This is a genomic window from Blastocatellia bacterium (genome assembly GCA_016713405.1).
In the GTDB taxonomy this organism is placed as follows: Bacteria; Acidobacteriota; Blastocatellia; order Chloracidobacteriales; family JADJPF01; genus JADJPF01.
In genome coordinates, this window is sequence record JADJPF010000004.1 from 402,535 (window position 1) to 420,646 (window position 18,112).

The window sequence follows — 18,112 nt, forward strand, 5'->3', positions numbered from 1 at the left end:
ATTAAAAGTCTATTGGAATTACTTGATAAGTATTATTACTTTTTATAATTTTTCCTGCGGGTATTTTAACGTCATGTTCAAAAATACAAACCCAATTTTGGCTAGATGCCTCTTCAAGTAAATGCTTTTTTTGCTCTATTAACTCCACAGGATAAAGATCATAAGCCATTATCCAAGCTACTGGCAGATGTGCAGTTGTTGGAATTATATCTGCTAAGAATATTACTGTAGTATCTTGAGAGGTAATTTTTACTAATTGTGTATCTAAATTATGTCCAGGAACGCGAAAAACAGTAATATTTTTTGATATTTCTTGAGTCCCATCAATAAAATAAAGTTGGTTATTTTCTAAAAGCACTTCCCAATTTTCCGCTAAATAGCTGGCCCTATCGCGTTCATGCGGATTGCAGGCATGAAGATATTCTTGTTTTTGAACAAAATAACGAGCTTTAGGAAAAGTTGGTACTATTTGACCTTTAGAATTAAAACTAGTATTTCCACCAGCATGGTCAAAATGTAAATGAGTATTAATTACAATAGAAATATCATCAGCCGTTAAACCTAGTTTAGCTAGGGAAGTTAAAATTGTTGGTGGATGAGAAATTGCGTAAATATCTATTTGTTTTTTTGTCCATTTCTCACCAATTCCAGTATCTACTAGAATATTTTCTTTTTCTGTGCGAATTAGCAAACAATTTAGCCCGATAAGAATTCGGTTTTTCTCATCGGGCTGGGCTACTTTTTCCCAAATTGTTTTTGGAACAACAGCAAACATTGCTCCACCATCTAATCGTAAAGTACCATCAGAAATAATATCTAATTGACAATCCAAAAGTTTCACAAACAATCCTTGAAAATAAAGACAAAATTATTTATTTGTCTTTGCAGCTTTGCTACTGGCTTTTCCTGTTTCTTTACTAACAGGTTCTTTTTGAGGATTAGTTTTTTCTGTCTCAGCACCTTTTATTTCACCGTGATCATGACCTTCTATGACCATCACTAGTTGGGTTAGCTTGTGGATTGGCTTGTGGATTGGCTTGTGGATTAGCATGTGCTGGTGGTGGTGGACTTACAGCATTTGGATCAATAGCTGGAAAATTAAAACCTTCCTCAATTACTACAGTATTTTTAGCTTTTAGAGCGTCTATTTTTTCAATGAATTTTTTATCTAATACTTTTTCTTTAAGTTCTGCTTTAAGACCTTCGTCTAATTCAGGAATACGGCGTTCATCAACTTTAATAATATGATAACCAAATTGTGTTTCAACTATACCACTCATTTCACCAGGTTTAAGACCAAATACTGTACTCTTAAAGGGTTCAACAAAACTAACGTCTTTTTTGAAGAAACCTAAGTCGCCACCCATTTTTCCAGAACCAGGATCATCAGAATAAGTTTCTGCTAATTTGGCAAAATCTTCTCCTGTTTTAATTTTAGCTAGAATGTCTTCTGCTAATTTTTTAGCTTCTTCTTTGGTTGTAGGTTTAGCAACTGTAGGAACGGGGGCGGCTTCACCTTCTTTTTTTTCAGCTTTTTTTAGAGCTTCTTCGGTAGTTTTACGCTGCTCTGGATACATAACTAAAATATGACGAGCGCGAGTTTCTTCAAAGTCGGCTTTAGCTGTTTCATATTGTTGTTTTATTTCATCATCACTAACAGGTAAAGAACCACGCAGTTGTTGTTGAACACGAGTAGCTAAATAAGAAGCATGTTGTATTTGAAACATTAATTTATAGCCAGGATCTTTTTCCAAGCCAGATTTTTTAGCTCTTTCAAGTAAAATCATTAGTTCTGCAAATTGAGGTCTAAGAGCTTCTCTTTGGCTTTCTGAGGCTGCTTTAAGGCGAGCATTTGCTGCTATAAAGTCATTAAAAGCATTAGGATTTTTCTTAAAATATTCTTCTTTGTCTACTTCTGTAACTTCAATTAGTTTTGGATCTTCATTTTGTTTTAAGTTGCGATAAAGACCTGCAAGAGTAACTTTTTCCATGATGTCTAATTCTGATTGAGCATCTGCATTTGCTGCTACTCCAACACGTTCGGCTTCCTGACTAAGAGTAAACATTTCTTTTAAGTTATCAACTAATAATTTTTTTGGTTCTGGTTGGCTAACCATACCTTTTAATTGTTCTGGTGGAAGTAACTTAAACCAACTTTCTATTTCTTTAGCTGTAATAGTTATGTTAGATACGCCTGTTACACGGTTTTGCGTAATTAACATACCAGCAGCAATTATAATTACTAAGAAAAATGCAATAAACGGTTTGCTATTCAAGGGATTCTCCTTCTTTTTGAACCAACTCTATTAAAACTCCAGCAGTAGATTTAGGGTGAACAAATGCAATTAGATGTCCGCCTGCGCCTTTTTTTGGTGTTTCATCTATTAACTGCGCTCCTGCTGCTTTCATTTCTGCTAGTTTAGCTACAATATCATCTACTTCAATACAAATATGGTGGATTCCTTGACCACGTTTTTCTATAAAACGTGCTACTGGGGAATCAGGATTAATAGCTTGTAAAAGCTCTATGCGGCTTTCTCCTAGAGGGAGCATAGCCACTTCTACGCCTTGATCAGCTACTATTTCTGTACAGCTAACACTTAAACCTAAAGTATCACGATAAAAATTAAGTGAGTCTGTTAAAGATTTTACAGCAATGCCTAAATGGTTGATTTTCATATAAGTTATAAATTAAGTCTAGTACAGATTTCTTCAACAATTGAATAAGGATCACGATGGCGTGTTGCCACCGCTTCAGCAAATTGATTTAGCTCTCCTTGCTTAAGAGCCTTAGATATTACACTACTAAGTAATCTTGCCTGCAATATCTCTATTAATCTTTTTTCTGCAATTTGATGACGACGTGTTAGGTTTTGAGAAGAACTTTCTTTTTGAAATTCAGAGTATTTACTAATAGCGTTACTTAAATCTTCAATACCTGTTGCTTGAGTTGCAATAGTTTTGACTATTGGCACCACCCAGCCATCACTTCTTTCAGTAATACTTAGTAGTGCTTCTAGCTCTATTTCGGTTCGATGTACCCCTTCACGATCTGCTTTATTAATAACAAAAATATCTGCTATTTCCATTAAACCAGCTTTAATTGCTTGAATATCATCGCCCATGCCTGGAACTAAAACAACTACAGAAACATCAGCCGTTTTAACAATATCAATTTCATCTTGTCCAACACCAACAGTTTCTACAAGGATTTTTTCATAACCTGCTGCATCTAAAATAGTAACTGCATCAACCGTAGCAGAAGCGAGACCTCCTAAATTACCACGAGTTGCCATACTACGAATAAAAACTTTTGGATCTAACCCTAGGGTTTGCATACGAATACGATCACCTAAGATAGCTCCTCCAGAGAATGGACTAGAAGGATCAACTGCAATAATACCAACATGGTTATCTAATTTTTGGCGATAGTGTAATGCTAATTTATCGACCAAAGAGCTTTTACCTGCTCCGGGTGAACCAGTGATTCCAATGGTAAGAGCTTTGCCTGTATAAGGAAAAATAGATTGAAGTAACTTTGTTGCAATATCTAAACGATTTTCTACTATAGAAATAGAGCGTGCTACTGCACGAATTTCTTTATTTAGAATACCTGTAGTTAACTTCTCTAAATTCACAAACTTGCTAACTTGCCTTAAATAAAAATAGGTAAAAATAGATAAAATTTCTAAAAAAACTTTAATATTTCTCGTGCAATTACCATACGTTGAACTTCACTTGTTCCTTCACCAATGGTGCAAAGCTTAGAATCTCGCCAATATTTTTCTGCTGGATAATCTTTAGTAAAACCATAACCGCCATGAATTTGAACAGATTCTTCAGAAACTTTTACTGCTACTTCAGAAGCATAAAGTTTTGCCATAGCAGACTCTTTGGTTACTTTTTTTCCTGCGTCTTTATAGGCCGCCGCACGCATTGTAAGCAGACGTGCTGCATCTATTTGGGTTGCCATGTCAGCTAGCTTCCATTGGATAGCTTGATATTCAGAGATTGTATTACCAAAAGCTTTACGTTCTTTAGAATATTTAAGGGCTGCTTCATAAGCTCCTTGAGCAATACCTAAAGCTAGTGCAGCAATAGAAATTCTGCCACCATCTAGAATTTTTAACGCATCAACAAAACCTTCGCCCTCTTTGCCAAGCATTTGTGAGTTTGATACACGACAATCTTCTAAAATTAGAGAAGCTGTATCAGAAGCACGGCAACCAAGTTTATTCTCTTTTTTACCTGGACTTAGACCTGGTGTACCTCGTTCAACTACAAAAGCCGAAGCTCCATGATTACCTTTGCTAGGATCAGTTAAAGCCATCACTACATAAGTATCAGCATAAGTAGCATGGGTAATAAAATTTTTAGAACCATTAATTATCCAATCATTACCATCTTTTACGGCTGTAGTGCGCATACCAGCAGCATCTGAGCCAGAACTAGGTTCAGTCAATGCCCAAGCTCCTAAATGTTTACCGCTAGCTAGTGGAGTTACGTATTTTTCTTGTTGTTCTTTAGTACCAAATTGAAATATATGGTTAGTACAAAGTGAATTATGTGCAGCAACACCAAGAGCTATTGATCCATCAACTCTAGCTATTTCTTCAATAATGATGGCATAAGGGATATAACCCATTGCTGCCCCGCCTAACTCTTCAGGAAAAATTATTCCTGTTAAGTTTAGCTCTGCTAATTTAGGTAGTAGTTCAGTAGGGAAGTGCTGTGCTTCGTCCCACTCCATAACATGTGGGCGAATTTCGCTTTCGGCAAATTCACGTACAGATCTCTTAACCTGAAGTTGTTCTTCAGTAAATTCAAAATCCATTTTTTCCTCCAACTGATTTTTATTTTGTGTAGTTAGGCCAAATAGCACTGGGCTAAACTGCAAATTATAACGCGAAATTACATTTAGAAAAAAGCTAAACTTGGTAGCCCTAGGTTTTATCTATATCAAAACTTAAAAAGTTAAAAGTTAGTTTTTAGCCTTTTTAGCTAAAGGTTCTACATTAGGATTTTCTATATTGGAATCATCCGATGAAATACCTTTTAACCCATAATATTTACGACAAGCTTTTAATAAAACAGCTATCTCTTCACGCGGTGCTATTTCAATATCTGCTTGATGGAAAACTTTCTTCAATCGATCATAATCGTTTAGGAAAGATCGATAAACAGATACTTCTCCTTCATAATTTAGTTGGGCAATTTCTTGAGTGTTTATATCTTGTAGTGGATGTGTTCGGGCAGTTTTACTATGACGACTTGGTTTAAAAATTTGGATGTAAATATTATTTTCTTCTTCGTGTCTGTAAGAACGTAGTGCTGTATTAAATTTTTCTAAATAAGTCATTTTTAATGATAAAGAAAGCATTTCTAAAACACTTAGTTTAGTGTAATCACTTCCACTTGGAAAAACTGGTGGAACAAAAGGAAAGAAAGTTAAAATAATAGCTGGGACTTTATAACTAGGTCTTACATAATTAATTCGATCAATTAAATTTTGTAAATGTAAACTCTTAATTACTCCTCCATCTGTATAATATTTTCCTGTTTCTGGTAAATAAACAGGCTTAAAAAATACAGGTATAGCACAAGAAATTTCTACACATTTTGATATAGGCACATTGACTAACTCATATGGTAAATGTTCGCCATGTGTAGCAAAAACACGTACTTGAGAGCTATTTAATTCTGCTGCATATAAATAAAGTTCTTTGGTTAAACTATTAAAATTATCTTCAAAAGGAGAAAATTCTTGTATCACTTCTTTAATATAATGTCCTATGCCAGCAGGAGTATAAAGACCACCTTTAATTGTATCTAAAACATTATGAATAACATTGTTAACATTAGCTTGTTCAAATGCTCCATAACGCACTAAACGTGCTAACATTCGTAAGTCAGAAAAACTTAATTTAGTGTTTTTACCTGGCAGCCATATCATTGGCAAATCCAAATTTAATAAACCGTTAACAACAGAAGAAACAGTACGTAAAACTCCACGAGACAGTTGTTCAACCAAAGTAAGATACATCATTGGTTGAGTCCCTAAAGCACCACGAGTAAGAGAAGGAAAGGCAGCAGACTGTTCTAACATAACATCCCTAATAACATGAGGTGGGAAGCCTAACGCCATAAGTGTAGAAACTATTGCTCCAGCCGAAACCCCTTGATAACCTGTAAGTATACTATTTAAGTTACTTACAGGCTTAGTTTCTGGATTAAGAATTCTTTCTAAAGCACAAAGACCCCCAACTTCAAAGCCTAGTGCTGGCACACCTCCACCAGCTAAAGCTAAATAAATAAGTGCTTTTTTTCGTTTATTTGGCTGACGACTATTAATAGCTGTAACATTACTATTTAGGCGTTTACTAGTCTTTTCTGACATGGTTACTCACTTTTTGTTGATATTGATTGTTATATGTGGGTTATTTAGTTGTCCCGATTATACATCGCCTTTAGAACTAACACTATAGAGGTTAGTCCCTTAATTTTATAAAACAAAAATTTTGTTTTTATTCTTAAAAAATTTGTTATAAATTATTGCTATATTTAAAAATAATCCATATGTTGGCAATTGTAATAGCTATAGTAAAATCAAAAGTTAAATTATTTATTTTTGGTTTACAACTTTTTTAATTATATGACACAAGAAAAAATCTTTCGTTGTTCATTTTGGTTACTTTGGGCCAGATTGTCTTTTAATACAGCTATATCCATAACGGTTTGCACCACTATTGGACAAGTTTTTAATGGATACCGTATTTTTAACCTTGAGCATTTATTGCTAACAGGAATAATAATTGCTGGTACATCTTTGCTAGCTGTTCCTTTTGTTTTATCGCATATTTACTATTTCCCAATTATTGTTAATCAGCAAGGTATTAATGGATTTACTTATACATACCCTAATAGAAAAATTTTTCTTCCTTGGTCAGAGATTACTTTTCTGGAAAACCGCAATCGTATGGGAATACCTTGTTATAGACTTTATTCAGAAAAAGTTAATAGCGCGATTTTAATGCCTAGAGCCTTAAAAGATCATAAGGAACTAGAAGCTTTATTTCATAAACATGGCCTAAAAGATAAAAAGGAAACCATGGTGACTCCACAAATACAACCAGCAAAAATTACTAAAGTAGTAACTACGGAACCTATTCGTGAAGGTGGATATATAGTTGTCACAACAGAACAAAACCGTTGGCAAAAAAAGCTTTAGCTACTATTAGATAGAGCTTTTTGCTTATTTTAAACTTTAACGTATTATTAATAATTTCTTAAAATTGATTTCTAGGAAAGTTCCGTAAAATTCTTGCATAATTTTTTTTCATTAACGCAACAAATTTTGGATCAATACGATAATATGAATGGTGATTCATTCAGCAAAAATCATTAATCACCTTGTTATCAAGTTAAATAAAACAAAATATTCAAAGTTATTATCAGATTAATACTAAAATCTAAGGAGAAGTTCATGGCAATCCGTGATGTAAACAATCAAAACATGATAGTTGGCGATCCTATTCGCAATACTACCAATGCACAAAATGACCAACAAATTGTTGGAGATCCTATTGCACAAGTAAATAGAACTCCTGCTAATCCACTAGCTTCTAGCACAAGAGATGTAGAACTAAATAGCCCAGAAGCACAAAGAGCTATCCAAACTAGTATGAATCATTTAGGTTCTTCAGCAAGTATTGCTCGTGGTGCGGTTAATGTAAATCCTGGTAGAGAATTATCTCCACGCTCTGTAGTGCAAGATGAGCTAGGAATGATGCACGTTCGTATGGATCGTACCTACAATGGTCTAAAAGTTTATGGTGAACAAGTTGTTACACACCTTGGTGCTGATGGAAATGTTCGCTCTGTAACAGGAGATCAAGAGAATTTGTTTACAATCGCTGGTTTAGATACACGTCCACGTTTAAGTGGTGCTGATGCTATTACTTCAGCAGGCCGTGAATTTGCTGGCCCTCCAACTTCTACCCCATCTTCTGAGTTAATGATTGCTAAAGATTCTGATGGTAATTACCGCCTTGCTTATCAAGTAAAAATGAACAATTTACAAGGCGATCCTCCAACAAAGATGAATTATATGGTTGATGCTAAGAGTGGAGAAATAATTAGCCAATTTAATGAACTACCAGTTCTTTGCCCACATTGTCTTGATATGGCAGTAGGTCGAGAAGCTGCAAGCAATGGAGTACAAAATGGTATTGGTACAGGTTCAGCCAATGGCAACACAGGAATAGTTCCACCTTGGATGAGTGCTAGTGGTTCAGCTAGCCCAGGAAACCGCACTGGTCAAACTGCTGGTCGTGGCCGTGTTATGCCTGATGGCGCAATGCCAAATCGCCCACAAGGTGCAGGTTCTTTATTAGGTAATGCTAGAGGTGCAGCCGCACAATCTTTAACCGCTACTGGTTCAGCTAGTCCAAATGCTCCTATTTTAGATAACCAAACTACTACTTCTAAAATTACTATTAATGATGATTTAGATATTACTGCTGTTAAAGTTAATGTTGATATAGCACATACTTATCGCGGTGATCTAATTGTTAAGCTACGTTCTCCAGAAGGTAAAGAAGTTACTTTACATAATCGCTGGCGGTTCTGCTGATAACTTAACTTTTACAGCTAACCCAGCAGATTTTAATGGTATGAAAAGCAAAGGCGAATGGTCTTTAGTTGTAGAAGATAAAGCTACTCAAGATACAGGCACATTAAAATCCTGGAGCTTATCTGTTGATGGTAATCCTAGAACTACTCCAAGTGTAATTACCAAAACAGCTACTCCAAATGCAAATATTTTAGATAATCAAACCGTTACTTCAACTATTGATATTACTGATGAAGGCCAACTAGAAAGCATTAAGTTAGATACTAACATTACTCATACATATCGTGGTGATTTAGTTGTTAAATTAACTTCTCCATCAGGTAAAGAAGCTATCATTAGCAACAAAGCTGGTGGCTCTGCTGATAACCTTATTCTTAGTGCCTTAGATCTTTCTGCTCAATTTCCTGGCGAATCTATCAAAGGCCAATGGAAAATGACTGTTCAAGATACTGCTGCTCAAGATACTGGAAAATTCAATTCTTGGGGTTTGACTATTACTAAAAGAACTACACCAACTCCGACCCCAACCCCAACCCCAACCCCAACCCCGACCCCAACCCCAACCCCAACCCCAACCCCAACCCCAACCCCAACCCCAACACCAACAGGTGATGGAACAGGTTCAACACTTTATAGGGGTAATAATGTTCCAATGACTACTACTCGTAATGCAGATGGTACATTTTCAATGAGGGATGCTTCTCGTGGAGGTTCACGCACACTAGATGCACAAAATAGAACCTCTGGTTCTGGTGCAACAAATATCAATGATAATAACAATGTTTGGGGTGAAGCAGGGGATTCTACACGTCAAAGATCCGCAGTTGATGCGCATTATGGTTCTCGTATGACTTGGGATTTCTATCAAAATATATTAGGCCGTAACTCTATTGATGGACGTGGTGAAGCATTAATTTCTAATGTTCATATTAGAAGCAATTACAATAATGCTTATTGGGATGGTTCAACTATGAATTATGGTGATGGTGATGGCCGAACCTTTACACCGCTTACAACCCTTGACATTGCAGGTCATGAAATTACTCACGGTTTAACAGAACGTACTGCTGGCTTGATTTATAATGCTGAATCTGGTGGCTTAAATGAAGCAATGTCTGACATTTTTGGTACTGGTGTTGAATGGTATGCTGCTCAACAAACGGGTGGTCAATGGAATTGGTCAGTAGGTGAAGATGCTTTCACACCTGGCACACCTGGCGATGCTCTACGTTATATGGATGACCCATCAAGAGATGATTATAGTATTGATAACTATCGTGATTATCCAAGACAAACGGAAGTTCACGGTTCATCAGGTATTGCTAACAACGCATTCTATTTATTAGTGCAAGGCGGAACTAATCGCACATCTGGCATTAGTGTAGCAAATGGTATTGGTATGGAAAAAGGTCTTAAGATCTTCTATCGTGCATTAAGCATGTATATGACTCCTAACACAACATTTGCTCAAGCACGTCAAGCTACTATTAATGCTGCTACTGATCTTTATGGAGCTAACTCTACAGAGGTTCAAAAGGTTAGAGAATCTTGGACAGCAGTAGGCGTAAACTAGTATAAAAAGTTCTTTCTACACCCTCTCTATGGCTATGTATTTTACAAAATACATAGCCATTATTTTCTTAAGCTTACCTATTTTTTCCAACTATTAATAACTTGTAAAAATATAGTGTAAAGTAGCATTAAGGTTCCAATAGGAACTAAAAATATACCTAAACTAGGATCAGCTTCTAAATGTGCTATCCCACCTAAAAAAAAGCCTAGAGGCAGCAATATGCTGCCAAAAATCAATGACCATGAAGCAATATTTTGTTGACTAGAGCTAATATTTTCTGTCCAGTGAGAATAAACTAAGTTGATAATCGCCAACATTGCACCATGAAAATGTGCTAGTGACCAAAGTTCTCTACGCAAAGGATCCATTACTAATCCTATAGACTTAAAGCCTAGTAAACCTTCTAGCAAAGAGCCAAAACTTAAAAATAGAAAAAGCGCAGTCCATCCATAACGCTTATGTCTTTTGCTTAAGTCTTTACTACTTATAGTTTCTGAGGGAGTTATCTCTGTTTTAGAGGGTTCACTAATTTCATTATTTTTTTCTTTAATATTTGTTGGAGTTGTTAAATTAGAAGCTTTATTCGCCAATGGAAATTTCTCCTTGAGGTTGGTTAGCTAATAAATAGTCAATTTTAGAAGAAATAATTTGGAAATTTTCGTCTAATGGTACAGCTGGGCCTGGATGAGGATAAAACTTTTTATCTAACCTATTCCACCAATCACCCCACTGATTAATTATTTTTTGGCGGGATTCTGGGTTAGATTGTGGGTCAAATACAGCTATTTGTGAGGTTGGCTTAATTAGATCTGTCATTAGGGGATTCAATCTTTCCACAACAGTTTTTAGACTACGATAGGCAAAATGTCTAATTGCTGGGTAGCGGTCTTTTTCCATTACTAGTAAAAAGAAAGGGATTGTCCAAAGCTGGGCTTTTGGATTTTTAATGTAAAGATCATCTCTAGAAAGTGCTGATAATGCTACAGTTCGTTGAACCACATCACCAGCAAATAAAGCACGGATATTTTCTGCTATTTCATATTGAGTGTCTGTAGGTAAATCAGAAATTTCTGATTTAGAATATTTTTTATTAAATTCCTTAGCTGCCCAAATTACATTTTGATTATTATGGCAAAGTGTACAAGCTTCAGGCATTTTATATTTCCAAGAACGACTAGGATCGGGTTTTTGGATTCTATGAGAACGATGGACTTGCAAAATACCATAAGCCATTTTTGGCATATGACAGTTATAGCAATTACTCCCAGAACTATCTGCCAAGTGTTTAGTATGTGCGGAAATATCGCTTTGGAATTTTTCATGACATTGTAAACAAGCTTTGTTTGTTCGCATTTCTGGATTAATCATCCCTTTTGGATCACCGCCGTGCATATTGTGACAAGAAAGACAGGTTAAATTTCCTTTTTGATAATCAACAGATTGTAAAATTCCTTGGTATTCATATGCTGTTAGTCTTGGTGTACCATCAGCCCAAAATCTTAGAGATAAATCAATGCTTGGCAATTTACTATCAATCCAAAGAGGTTTAGTAAAATTATTTAAGTTATGACTTGGAATAAAAGGATCTCCTGTAGTCATAAACTCTTTTATTCTTTCTGTTGGGTTAGGTTGTCTTTGACCATGACAGCGACCGCAAACTTGTAATTGTGCTTCTTTAGGTAGCTTTATAGGAGAAACAATAGTTTGGTCTGAATGGCTAGAATAATATAAAAGATAGCGTCTTAAAGGGTTGCTATTACGCAAGATATGTTCTTTGGCTGGCCCGTGACAACTTTCGCAAGCAATACCTTGCTCTGCTACTTTAGAATTAAATGTCTGTTGTTGTAAATCATAGCCAGGATTAGGTTTAACATTATGGCAGAAAATACAATTAGCATCCCATAGCGAAAGATGTTTATTAAAATCTGTTCCATCAGGATCAAGAAAACCACCGTTTAAGTGAAACCAACGCTTTTCTTCAATATTCCATGCTAGAGGTAAACGAATATGACGATCACCTATTTTAGTAACATTGACTTGACATATTCAGTAGAGTTAAGGTCTAAAGGTTTTTTTAACTCATCATTGATTGAAGCTAAAACACTAGCTAATGCAACACTAAGAAAAATAATTAACGCAATAGGTAAATATATGTTTTTCATAAGCTAAAATCTAAAAGTTTGCTTAAATAACCAAAGTTTCAGTAGTAGTAGAACTAGTACGTGATTTATGCTTAAGGTTATGGTTATAATTTAATTCTTTTTCTGAAAGTGATTGTAAAAGCTTTTGTAATTCTTGTGATAGCTCCTCTGCACTTGGGCGATAGACGGCTTCTTTGCTTAAAGTTCTCATTACTATATCTTCTATAGCTAGAGGAATATCAGCATCTATGCTTGTTAACATTTGAGGTTTTTCACTAATATGTGAAATTGCTACAGAAAAAATCCCTCCTAATCCTATTTCAAAAGGGGGATGCCCGCATAGCATTTGATAGAACATAATTCCAAGGCTATAAACATCAGAACGACCATCATAAAAAGAATTACTTAATCTTTCTGGAGCCATATATATTGGAGTGCCTAGAATAATTCCTTGTACTGTTAGATTTTGCAAATCTATCATTCCAGAAGACTGATCTAAAAACTTAGCAATACCAAAATCTACGACTTTAACTATTTCTGTATCACCGCTTTTATGTAAAAAAATATTGTCTGGTTTTATATCCCGGTGAATTACTCCTGCACGATGGGCCTCAGCTAAAACATTGCAAGTAGGGATTAAAAGTTCTAAACAGCGTTTAACAGACAAAGTTTTAAACTCTTCTAGTTCTGTAGCTAAGGAATATCCTTCTAAAAGCTCCATTACTAAATAAACAATTCCTTCTAAAGAAACTCCAGAATCTAAGATAGAAACCGCGTTGATATGATTAACTCTACAAGTTGAAATACCCTCTAAACGAAAACGACTTAAATTTTCCTGGCTTTCATTAGCTGCTATAGGGCGAAAAATTTTTACAGCTACTAAACGATTTAATGCTAAATGAGTTGCTCGATAAACAACCCCATAACCACCTTTTCCAATTTTAGTTTCTAATCGATATTTACCATCTAAAACTGTGTTGGGTAGGATTTCTACTAAAGCAGAAAAAATTTGATCTGCTTTTTTATAAGATTCTAGTAATTGTTCTTGTTTTCGAGCTAATTTTTCTTCTTGGGCTTGTTTTAGTTCTTCTTCTAATCGTAAGCGTTCTGTTATATCACGTAATATAACAGTGTATATCATTTGACCTTGTATTTTTACTTGAGAAATAGAGGCTTCAATAGGAAATTCTTCTCCATTGGCTTTTAGACCTGTAATTGTTCCTAAATGTCCCATTCTTCGGGTACTTACACCAGTTTTTTCAAATTTATGTATATGTTTATGGTGTGTTTGATGAAAACGATGTGGAATTAGTAAATTTAGAGGCTTCCCAATTACCTCTTCTGCTCTGTAACCAAAAATATCTTCTGCGGCTTTATTAAAAACTAAAATATTTTGCTCTCTATTAACACTAATTATTCCATCCATAGCAGAATCAACAATGCTAGTCATTTGTATTTCATTATCTTTTGCTATTTGCTCTATCCTTAAGTAATAACTAATGTCTTGCAACAGCCAAATTTCAAAATTAGCTTGTTTGTATATTGTTAAAGATGAAAAACAATGAGAGTTATCTTTTTTGATTAATACTAAAGTTTGGGAAGTACCATTTTCTATTTTGTAATTATTGGCAGCACAAATTTTTTCTTGCCAATCAGTTAAAGTAATAATTTCTGTGCTTTCATACCCAAGTAATTTTAAGGTAGCTTGATTTGGAGAGAATAAATTTTCTTCTTTATAAACTAAAGCTATTGGTAGTAATGCAATTAGTTTTTTAACTAAATTAACATCTTGCTCTGTAAGTAAATTAGCTATAATTTCTTGTTCTGACATCGTTTATTACTCCAAAAACTTTAGCTTATTCTGTGTCTTGAAATTTAACTTGTATTTCTAAAATTTTATCTTGATTGCGCATTAATGCTGACACACAATTTTGATCCAACTTATCTTTAGCTAGTCTTTCTAATAGAGAAAAAGCATCTTCATTAGACCAAGCCAGTTTATAAGGTCTTTTGCTAGTTAGCGCGTCAAAAATATCTGCAACAGCAATTATTCTTGCCTCTAGAGGAATTTCTCCATTTTTTAGTCCAAAGGGATAGCCTTGGCCGTCCATTGTTTCATGATGGCAAGTTGCAATATTACGTAATATATCAATACCATCAAAGGATTCTAAGTTGAAATTTTCAATCATGGAATTAATTATAGCTTGACCTTTAAGAGTATGAGTTTTCATAATTTCAAACTCTTCTGTATTAAGCTTTCCTGGTTTTAATAAAACATTATCGGGAATACCTATTTTGCCAACATCATGCATAGGTGAAAATGCGTAAATCCATTCAATAAATTCATCAGTAATTTTATAAATTCCGTGTTGAGCCAGGTCTTGGGCAATTAGACGGGAAAATCTTGCCATTCTATTTAAGTGTCCGCCAGTCTCAGGATCACGATAATGCACCATATCATTAGCCGTTTTTAGTGCAGCAAGCATTGTTTTAACGGTTCTTAACTCATTAGTAGTAATACTAGAAATTAGATGCCCAATTATATCCAGGTCAAAAAGAATTTCATCAGAGAAGTAATTTTTCTGGTAGGAATTAAAAAAAACAAATCCCCAAAATGTACCATTTAAGTACATAGGTAATGTGTAACTAGAACCATAGCCAGAAGCAAGAATTTTTTGTGAATGTTTAGCTTTGTTACGGTCAAAAATAGCTAAATCATTAACTACTCTAGGCCGTTTAAGATTAACAATTTCTTTTAATGATGCGGTCTCCGATAATTTGGCTTCATAAAAAGTCAAGGGATGTTCTTCACTACTGCTATAAATAAAGGTTTTTAAGAGGTCTGTTTTAGTGTCATAAAGTGCAACCGCTATTCGGTCAGTAAATTCTAGTTTTTGTTTTAAGACACTATGAATAATATTTAATTTTTTGTTTAAAGATAAGTTTTCATTTAATTCTTTTAATAAGTCTTGATGGTTATACATTGTTTTTTCTACCTATGATTTATTAGAAACTTAGACACAAGTAAAAATAAAGGCAGTTAGATAATAGCAAAAGTTCTAAATTTTTGCGCTAAAACTAAGCTTAACAAATTGCTATTAATGGAGTTGTAAGAATTTTTAGAATAAATAAATAAAAAGGCGGAAGTATTTATAAAGACAGCAACCCACCTCTAAGGTTATTACTTTAATGGTGGGTTTTTGTTGTTAACAATTAAGCTGGTACTGCTGGAGTGGGTTGTTCATTAAAAAATGGAAAAGGAACTAATTGTTTATCTTCTGCTAATCCTTTGTCTTTAAGTACTAACATTAGAGCAGTGCGGCTAACAGCTACATGTTGGGTTTCTACTGCTAAAATAGAAGCGATAAGCCCTTTAGCATCAGGGGTATTTAGTTTACCACTAAGAAAATCTAAATATGTTTTAGATGCAATAACTTCTAAAGTTAGTGCATAACGTAGAACATCAGCTTCTTTGCCTTTTAAGACTGATTCAGGTACAGGAAAAGTACCTATTTTTTTATCATCTGTTATAGGAGGAGTAGCTTTAAGAGTCCCTCTAACAAAACGTGAAATAGTTTCCCGATGGTATTGATGATCAATGACAAAAGCAAAGGCAGCATCAACTAAAGCAGGTGTTTTAATTAAATCTGCTTGTAGTGCGGCTTGATAAGTATTTACAGCTTTTTGCTCTAATAAAATTGCCTCATTAAGAAGAGCTACATCTCCACCTTTAGAAGGCTTTTGTGCTGCAATTGCGGCTAGATTAGGATTAGCTGCCGGGCCAAGCACTTGAGCTAGCATTGTTAAAGCCCCAGCCCCAGTTAATTTATGAATAAAACTTCTTTTCTCAAGATCAACACCATCACTCTTACTCATGAAAATGCTCCTTAAAAGCTTGTTTGGGGATTTTAAGTTATGATAGATGACATTATCTATTTTTAGCTCTTTGTGTGCAAGGAGTTTAATAAGTAGAATCTCCAAAATAATGAAAAAATCTGCTTGCACACAACACGATAATATATGATGATATCGCCAACCTACTTAAAGAGAGCAATGTCAGAGTTTCAGACTTCAACTTACTGGGGTTTAACAAATGCAAAAAAAGATTAATTTGGTTGAAATAGCACGTAGAGATCTGCTCAAAATGGCAGCAATGACAGGAACTGTTGGAATAATTAATGCACTTGGTGCTGCACTAAATCCTACTTTAGCAATGGTTGCTAATATGCCTCAAAAAGGCAAAGGTAAAGGCGCGGCTAAAACTGAACCTGGGGCTTCTACTGGAAAAGTTGATCCAAAAGCTAATGACATAGCTATTGCTAATATGGCAATTCAACTAGAACAAAGGGCTATAAATACTTATTTAGGCTTAAAAAAAGAAAAAATTCTTGTTAGTAAACCTCTTTTAGATGTAACTGCACAATTTTCTGATGACCATTTAGCTCATAGAGAAGCTTTAATTAAAGCTGTAAAAGCATTAGGTGGTGAGGTAGCTAACTATAAAGGGCTAGGCACATTCCCTATACCAGCACAAATCTTAAAGAAAGAGTCTGAAGCTGTTCGCTATGGCATGGCATTAGAATTAATTGCATCAAAAGTTTACCTTGATGCTTTTAAGAATAAGCTCAAAACTCCAGAAGGTCAAAATTTGATTATTACTATTTTGCCTGTAGAAACTCAACACGTTGGCGTGCTTCGTACAGTGTTAAAATTTGTTGTGGATAAAAACAATAAAGACAACCAAATATTGCCTTATCCAACATTAGAAGAAGAGCCAATGCCAGCAATGCCTCAAGGGTTTTCTTGGGATTTTAATGCTTAATTTAGGTCATTTGGAAAATTAGCTATTTTTGTAGCTCTATAATTTCCAAATCTTTTTGATCTCTTTGTGTTCTTTCATAAAGATCACGAGTAAGGAATTGTATATCATAACCACTTTGTTTAGTGCCAACCGCATAGTATCTACCTAGTAAAGTTTCGCTAGGGTATCCGTCATCTTGTTGAAAAGCTTGTTGAGCATCTTGTAGGCTTGGATATTGTCTATTTCCAATAACAACGGGTTGTGGCATATATTCCACGAGGATTTTTTTCATTTCTTCTACTTTTTCGCTTAAGCGTTGAACTCCACTAGCAACATCTGTCATTTCTGCTGTGCCATCATTTTGCATAGATTCATGAGTTTGCTGCAAAATATATTCAATCCAAGTTTTTGCATCTAAACTAAGCTCTAAAATTCTTAAATGTAGATCCACTTTGTTTTCCCCACTAGATTAGATTTTGACAAATTTTATTAGTTATCTAAAAATTTTGCTAAATAAAATCCCGTAGAAAAAACTAAAACCATACTACTAGCAAATTACTAGTAACATGGTCGCTAAATAAATAATATAGTGTTAATACTTATAGCACTTTATTAGTAGGGCTAGAACTAACGCGTCCATAAAACTTAATTAAAACTTCTGTTTCAATTTGACTAAACTTTTGTAGTAACTCGCCAAGAATTTCTTTATCAGGTTGATTGCTAGACATTAAATAGGCCGATAAAATTCTATGATAAGTAGCTATCTCATGGGCAAGTTCACTAAGTTTTGTAGTAGTAGTAGTTTGTTGGATTTGCTTTTCTAATTGGCGTGCTTTTTCTGCATAAGTTTCTAGATAATTTTTCTCAATCACTAACATATTGCCTCCTTGTTTTTAACTACAAAACAAGTTTTGAGGTCAGCAAGAATTCTACAAAATTTTGGTGCCCCAATAATTGCCTTTTTA

At 34.7% G+C, this 18,112-nt stretch carries 18 protein-coding genes; 4 read left to right on the forward strand and 14 right to left on the reverse strand.

Annotation, left to right across the window (positions count from 1 at the left end):
* Position 1: 1 nt before the first annotated feature.
* The 6 genes from IPK14_08080 to IPK14_08105 all read right to left on the reverse strand — a co-directional run bounded on the left by IPK14_08080 (position 2) and on the right by IPK14_08105 (position 6,397).
* Positions 2–841, reverse strand: a complete 840-nt coding sequence (locus tag IPK14_08080) for an MBL fold metallo-hydrolase (protein ID MBK7993374.1) — start codon at positions 839–841, stop codon at positions 2–4.
* Positions 842–977: 136 nt separating this feature from the next.
* Positions 978–2,276, reverse strand: coding sequence for a peptidylprolyl isomerase (locus IPK14_08085; GenBank protein ID MBK7993375.1), 1,299 nt, complete (start codon positions 2,274–2,276; stop codon positions 978–980).
* Positions 2,269–2,679: a methylmalonyl-CoA epimerase gene (gene mce, locus IPK14_08090; protein MBK7993376.1), complete on the reverse strand. Its 411-nt coding sequence runs from the start codon at positions 2,677–2,679 to the stop codon at positions 2,269–2,271. The genes IPK14_08085 and mce overlap by 8 nt, the downstream gene beginning before the upstream one ends.
* Before the next feature lie 5 nt (positions 2,680–2,684).
* On the reverse strand, positions 2,685–3,638 hold the full coding sequence (meaB, locus tag IPK14_08095; GenBank protein MBK7993377.1) for a methylmalonyl Co-A mutase-associated GTPase MeaB: 954 nt from the start codon (positions 3,636–3,638) through the stop codon (positions 2,685–2,687).
* 50 nt (positions 3,639–3,688) lie between these two features.
* Positions 3,689–4,834 (reverse strand): acyl-CoA dehydrogenase, encoded by a 1,146-nt coding sequence (locus IPK14_08100; GenBank protein ID MBK7993378.1) that lies wholly within the window; start codon positions 4,832–4,834, stop codon positions 3,689–3,691.
* 147 nt (positions 4,835–4,981) lie between these two features.
* Positions 4,982–6,397 carry a patatin-like phospholipase family protein gene (locus IPK14_08105; protein MBK7993379.1) on the reverse strand — a complete coding sequence of 472 codons (1,416 nt, stop codon included), beginning with the start codon at positions 6,395–6,397 and terminating at the stop codon, positions 4,982–4,984.
* 255 nt (positions 6,398–6,652) lie between these two features.
* Between IPK14_08105 and IPK14_08110 the strand changes: the two genes are divergently transcribed.
* The 3 genes from IPK14_08110 to IPK14_08120 all read left to right on the forward strand — a co-directional run bounded on the left by IPK14_08110 (position 6,653) and on the right by IPK14_08120 (position 10,205).
* Positions 6,653–7,228 carry a hypothetical protein gene (locus tag IPK14_08110; GenBank protein MBK7993380.1) on the forward strand — a complete coding sequence of 192 codons (576 nt, stop codon included), beginning with the start codon at positions 6,653–6,655 and terminating at the stop codon, positions 7,226–7,228.
* A 255-nt stretch (positions 7,229–7,483) separates the two neighbouring features.
* Positions 7,484–8,632 carry a proprotein convertase P-domain-containing protein gene (locus IPK14_08115; protein ID MBK7993381.1) on the forward strand — a complete coding sequence of 383 codons (1,149 nt, stop codon included), beginning with the start codon at positions 7,484–7,486 and terminating at the stop codon, positions 8,630–8,632.
* Between the two features lie 40 nt (positions 8,633–8,672).
* Positions 8,673–10,205, forward strand: coding sequence for a M4 family metallopeptidase (locus tag IPK14_08120; GenBank protein MBK7993382.1), 1,533 nt, complete (start codon positions 8,673–8,675; stop codon positions 10,203–10,205).
* A gap of 77 nt (positions 10,206–10,282) precedes the next feature.
* Here the strand turns inward: IPK14_08120 and IPK14_08125 are convergent, their stop codons facing one another.
* The 6 genes from IPK14_08125 to IPK14_08150 form a co-directional block, all read right to left on the reverse strand.
* A complete protein-coding gene (locus tag IPK14_08125) occupies positions 10,283–10,795 on the reverse strand; it encodes a hypothetical protein (GenBank protein ID MBK7993383.1) in 513 nt (170 codons plus the stop codon).
* Positions 10,785–11,969 carry a hypothetical protein gene (locus IPK14_08130; GenBank protein MBK7993384.1) on the reverse strand — a complete coding sequence of 395 codons (1,185 nt, stop codon included), beginning with the start codon at positions 11,967–11,969 and terminating at the stop codon, positions 10,785–10,787. Before IPK14_08130 ends, IPK14_08125 begins: the two co-directional genes overlap by 11 nt.
* Positions 11,970–12,223: 254 nt before the next feature.
* Positions 12,224–12,367: a hypothetical protein gene (locus tag IPK14_08135; protein MBK7993385.1), complete on the reverse strand. Its 144-nt coding sequence runs from the start codon at positions 12,365–12,367 to the stop codon at positions 12,224–12,226.
* 22 nt (positions 12,368–12,389) lie between these two features.
* The gene (locus IPK14_08140; GenBank protein ID MBK7993386.1) at positions 12,390–14,177 is read right to left on the reverse strand and encodes a protein kinase; all 1,788 of its coding nucleotides are present in this window, start codon (positions 14,175–14,177) and stop codon (positions 12,390–12,392) included.
* A 25-nt stretch (positions 14,178–14,202) separates the two neighbouring features.
* A complete protein-coding gene (locus tag IPK14_08145; protein ID MBK7993387.1) occupies positions 14,203–15,330 on the reverse strand; it encodes an HD domain-containing protein in 1,128 nt (375 codons plus the stop codon).
* A 229-nt stretch (positions 15,331–15,559) separates the two neighbouring features.
* A complete protein-coding gene (locus IPK14_08150) occupies positions 15,560–16,222 on the reverse strand; it encodes a ferritin-like domain-containing protein (protein MBK7993388.1) in 663 nt (220 codons plus the stop codon).
* Between the two features lie 217 nt (positions 16,223–16,439).
* Between IPK14_08150 and IPK14_08155 the strand changes: the two genes are divergently transcribed.
* Positions 16,440–17,168: a ferritin-like domain-containing protein gene (locus IPK14_08155; GenBank protein MBK7993389.1), complete on the forward strand. Its 729-nt coding sequence runs from the start codon at positions 16,440–16,442 to the stop codon at positions 17,166–17,168.
* A 22-nt stretch (positions 17,169–17,190) separates the two neighbouring features.
* On the opposite strand, the gene IPK14_08160 is transcribed toward IPK14_08155, so the two are convergent.
* Both IPK14_08160 and IPK14_08165 read right to left on the reverse strand, forming a co-directional pair.
* Complete coding sequence (locus tag IPK14_08160; GenBank protein MBK7993390.1) at positions 17,191–17,598, reverse strand: hypothetical protein; 408 nt, start codon at positions 17,596–17,598, stop codon at positions 17,191–17,193.
* Positions 17,599–17,746: 148 nt separating this feature from the next.
* Positions 17,747–18,025, reverse strand: a complete 279-nt coding sequence (locus IPK14_08165) for a hypothetical protein (protein ID MBK7993391.1) — start codon at positions 18,023–18,025, stop codon at positions 17,747–17,749.
* Positions 18,026–18,112 lie beyond the last annotated feature (87 nt).

Excerpts from the sequence above, each read along its gene's own strand:
- mce (MBK7993376.1), bottom strand. The coding sequence starts at position 2,679 with ATGAAAATCAACCATTTAGGCATTGCTGTAAAATCTTTAACAGACTCA.
- IPK14_08120 (MBK7993382.1), top strand. The coding sequence starts at position 8,673 with ATGAAAAGCAAAGGCGAATGGTCTTTAGTTGTAGAAGATAAAGCTACT.
- IPK14_08105 (MBK7993379.1), bottom strand. The coding sequence starts at position 6,397 with ATGTCAGAAAAGACTAGTAAACGCCTAAATAGTAATGTTACAGCTATT.
- IPK14_08150 (MBK7993388.1), bottom strand. The coding sequence starts at position 16,222 with ATGAGTAAGAGTGATGGTGTTGATCTTGAGAAAAGAAGTTTTATTCAT.
- IPK14_08100 (MBK7993378.1), bottom strand. The coding sequence starts at position 4,834 with ATGGATTTTGAATTTACTGAAGAACAACTTCAGGTTAAGAGATCTGTA.
- IPK14_08135 (MBK7993385.1), bottom strand. The coding sequence starts at position 12,367 with ATGAAAAACATATATTTACCTATTGCGTTAATTATTTTTCTTAGTGTT.
- IPK14_08145 (MBK7993387.1), bottom strand. The coding sequence starts at position 15,330 with ATGTATAACCATCAAGACTTATTAAAAGAATTAAATGAAAACTTATCT.
- IPK14_08110 (MBK7993380.1), top strand. The coding sequence starts at position 6,653 with ATGACACAAGAAAAAATCTTTCGTTGTTCATTTTGGTTACTTTGGGCC.
- IPK14_08115 (MBK7993381.1), top strand. The coding sequence starts at position 7,484 with ATGGCAATCCGTGATGTAAACAATCAAAACATGATAGTTGGCGATCCT.
- IPK14_08155 (MBK7993389.1), top strand. The coding sequence starts at position 16,440 with ATGCAAAAAAAGATTAATTTGGTTGAAATAGCACGTAGAGATCTGCTC.
- IPK14_08165 (MBK7993391.1), bottom strand. The coding sequence starts at position 18,025 with ATGTTAGTGATTGAGAAAAATTATCTAGAAACTTATGCAGAAAAAGCA.
- IPK14_08140 (MBK7993386.1), bottom strand. The coding sequence starts at position 14,177 with ATGTCAGAACAAGAAATTATAGCTAATTTACTTACAGAGCAAGATGTT.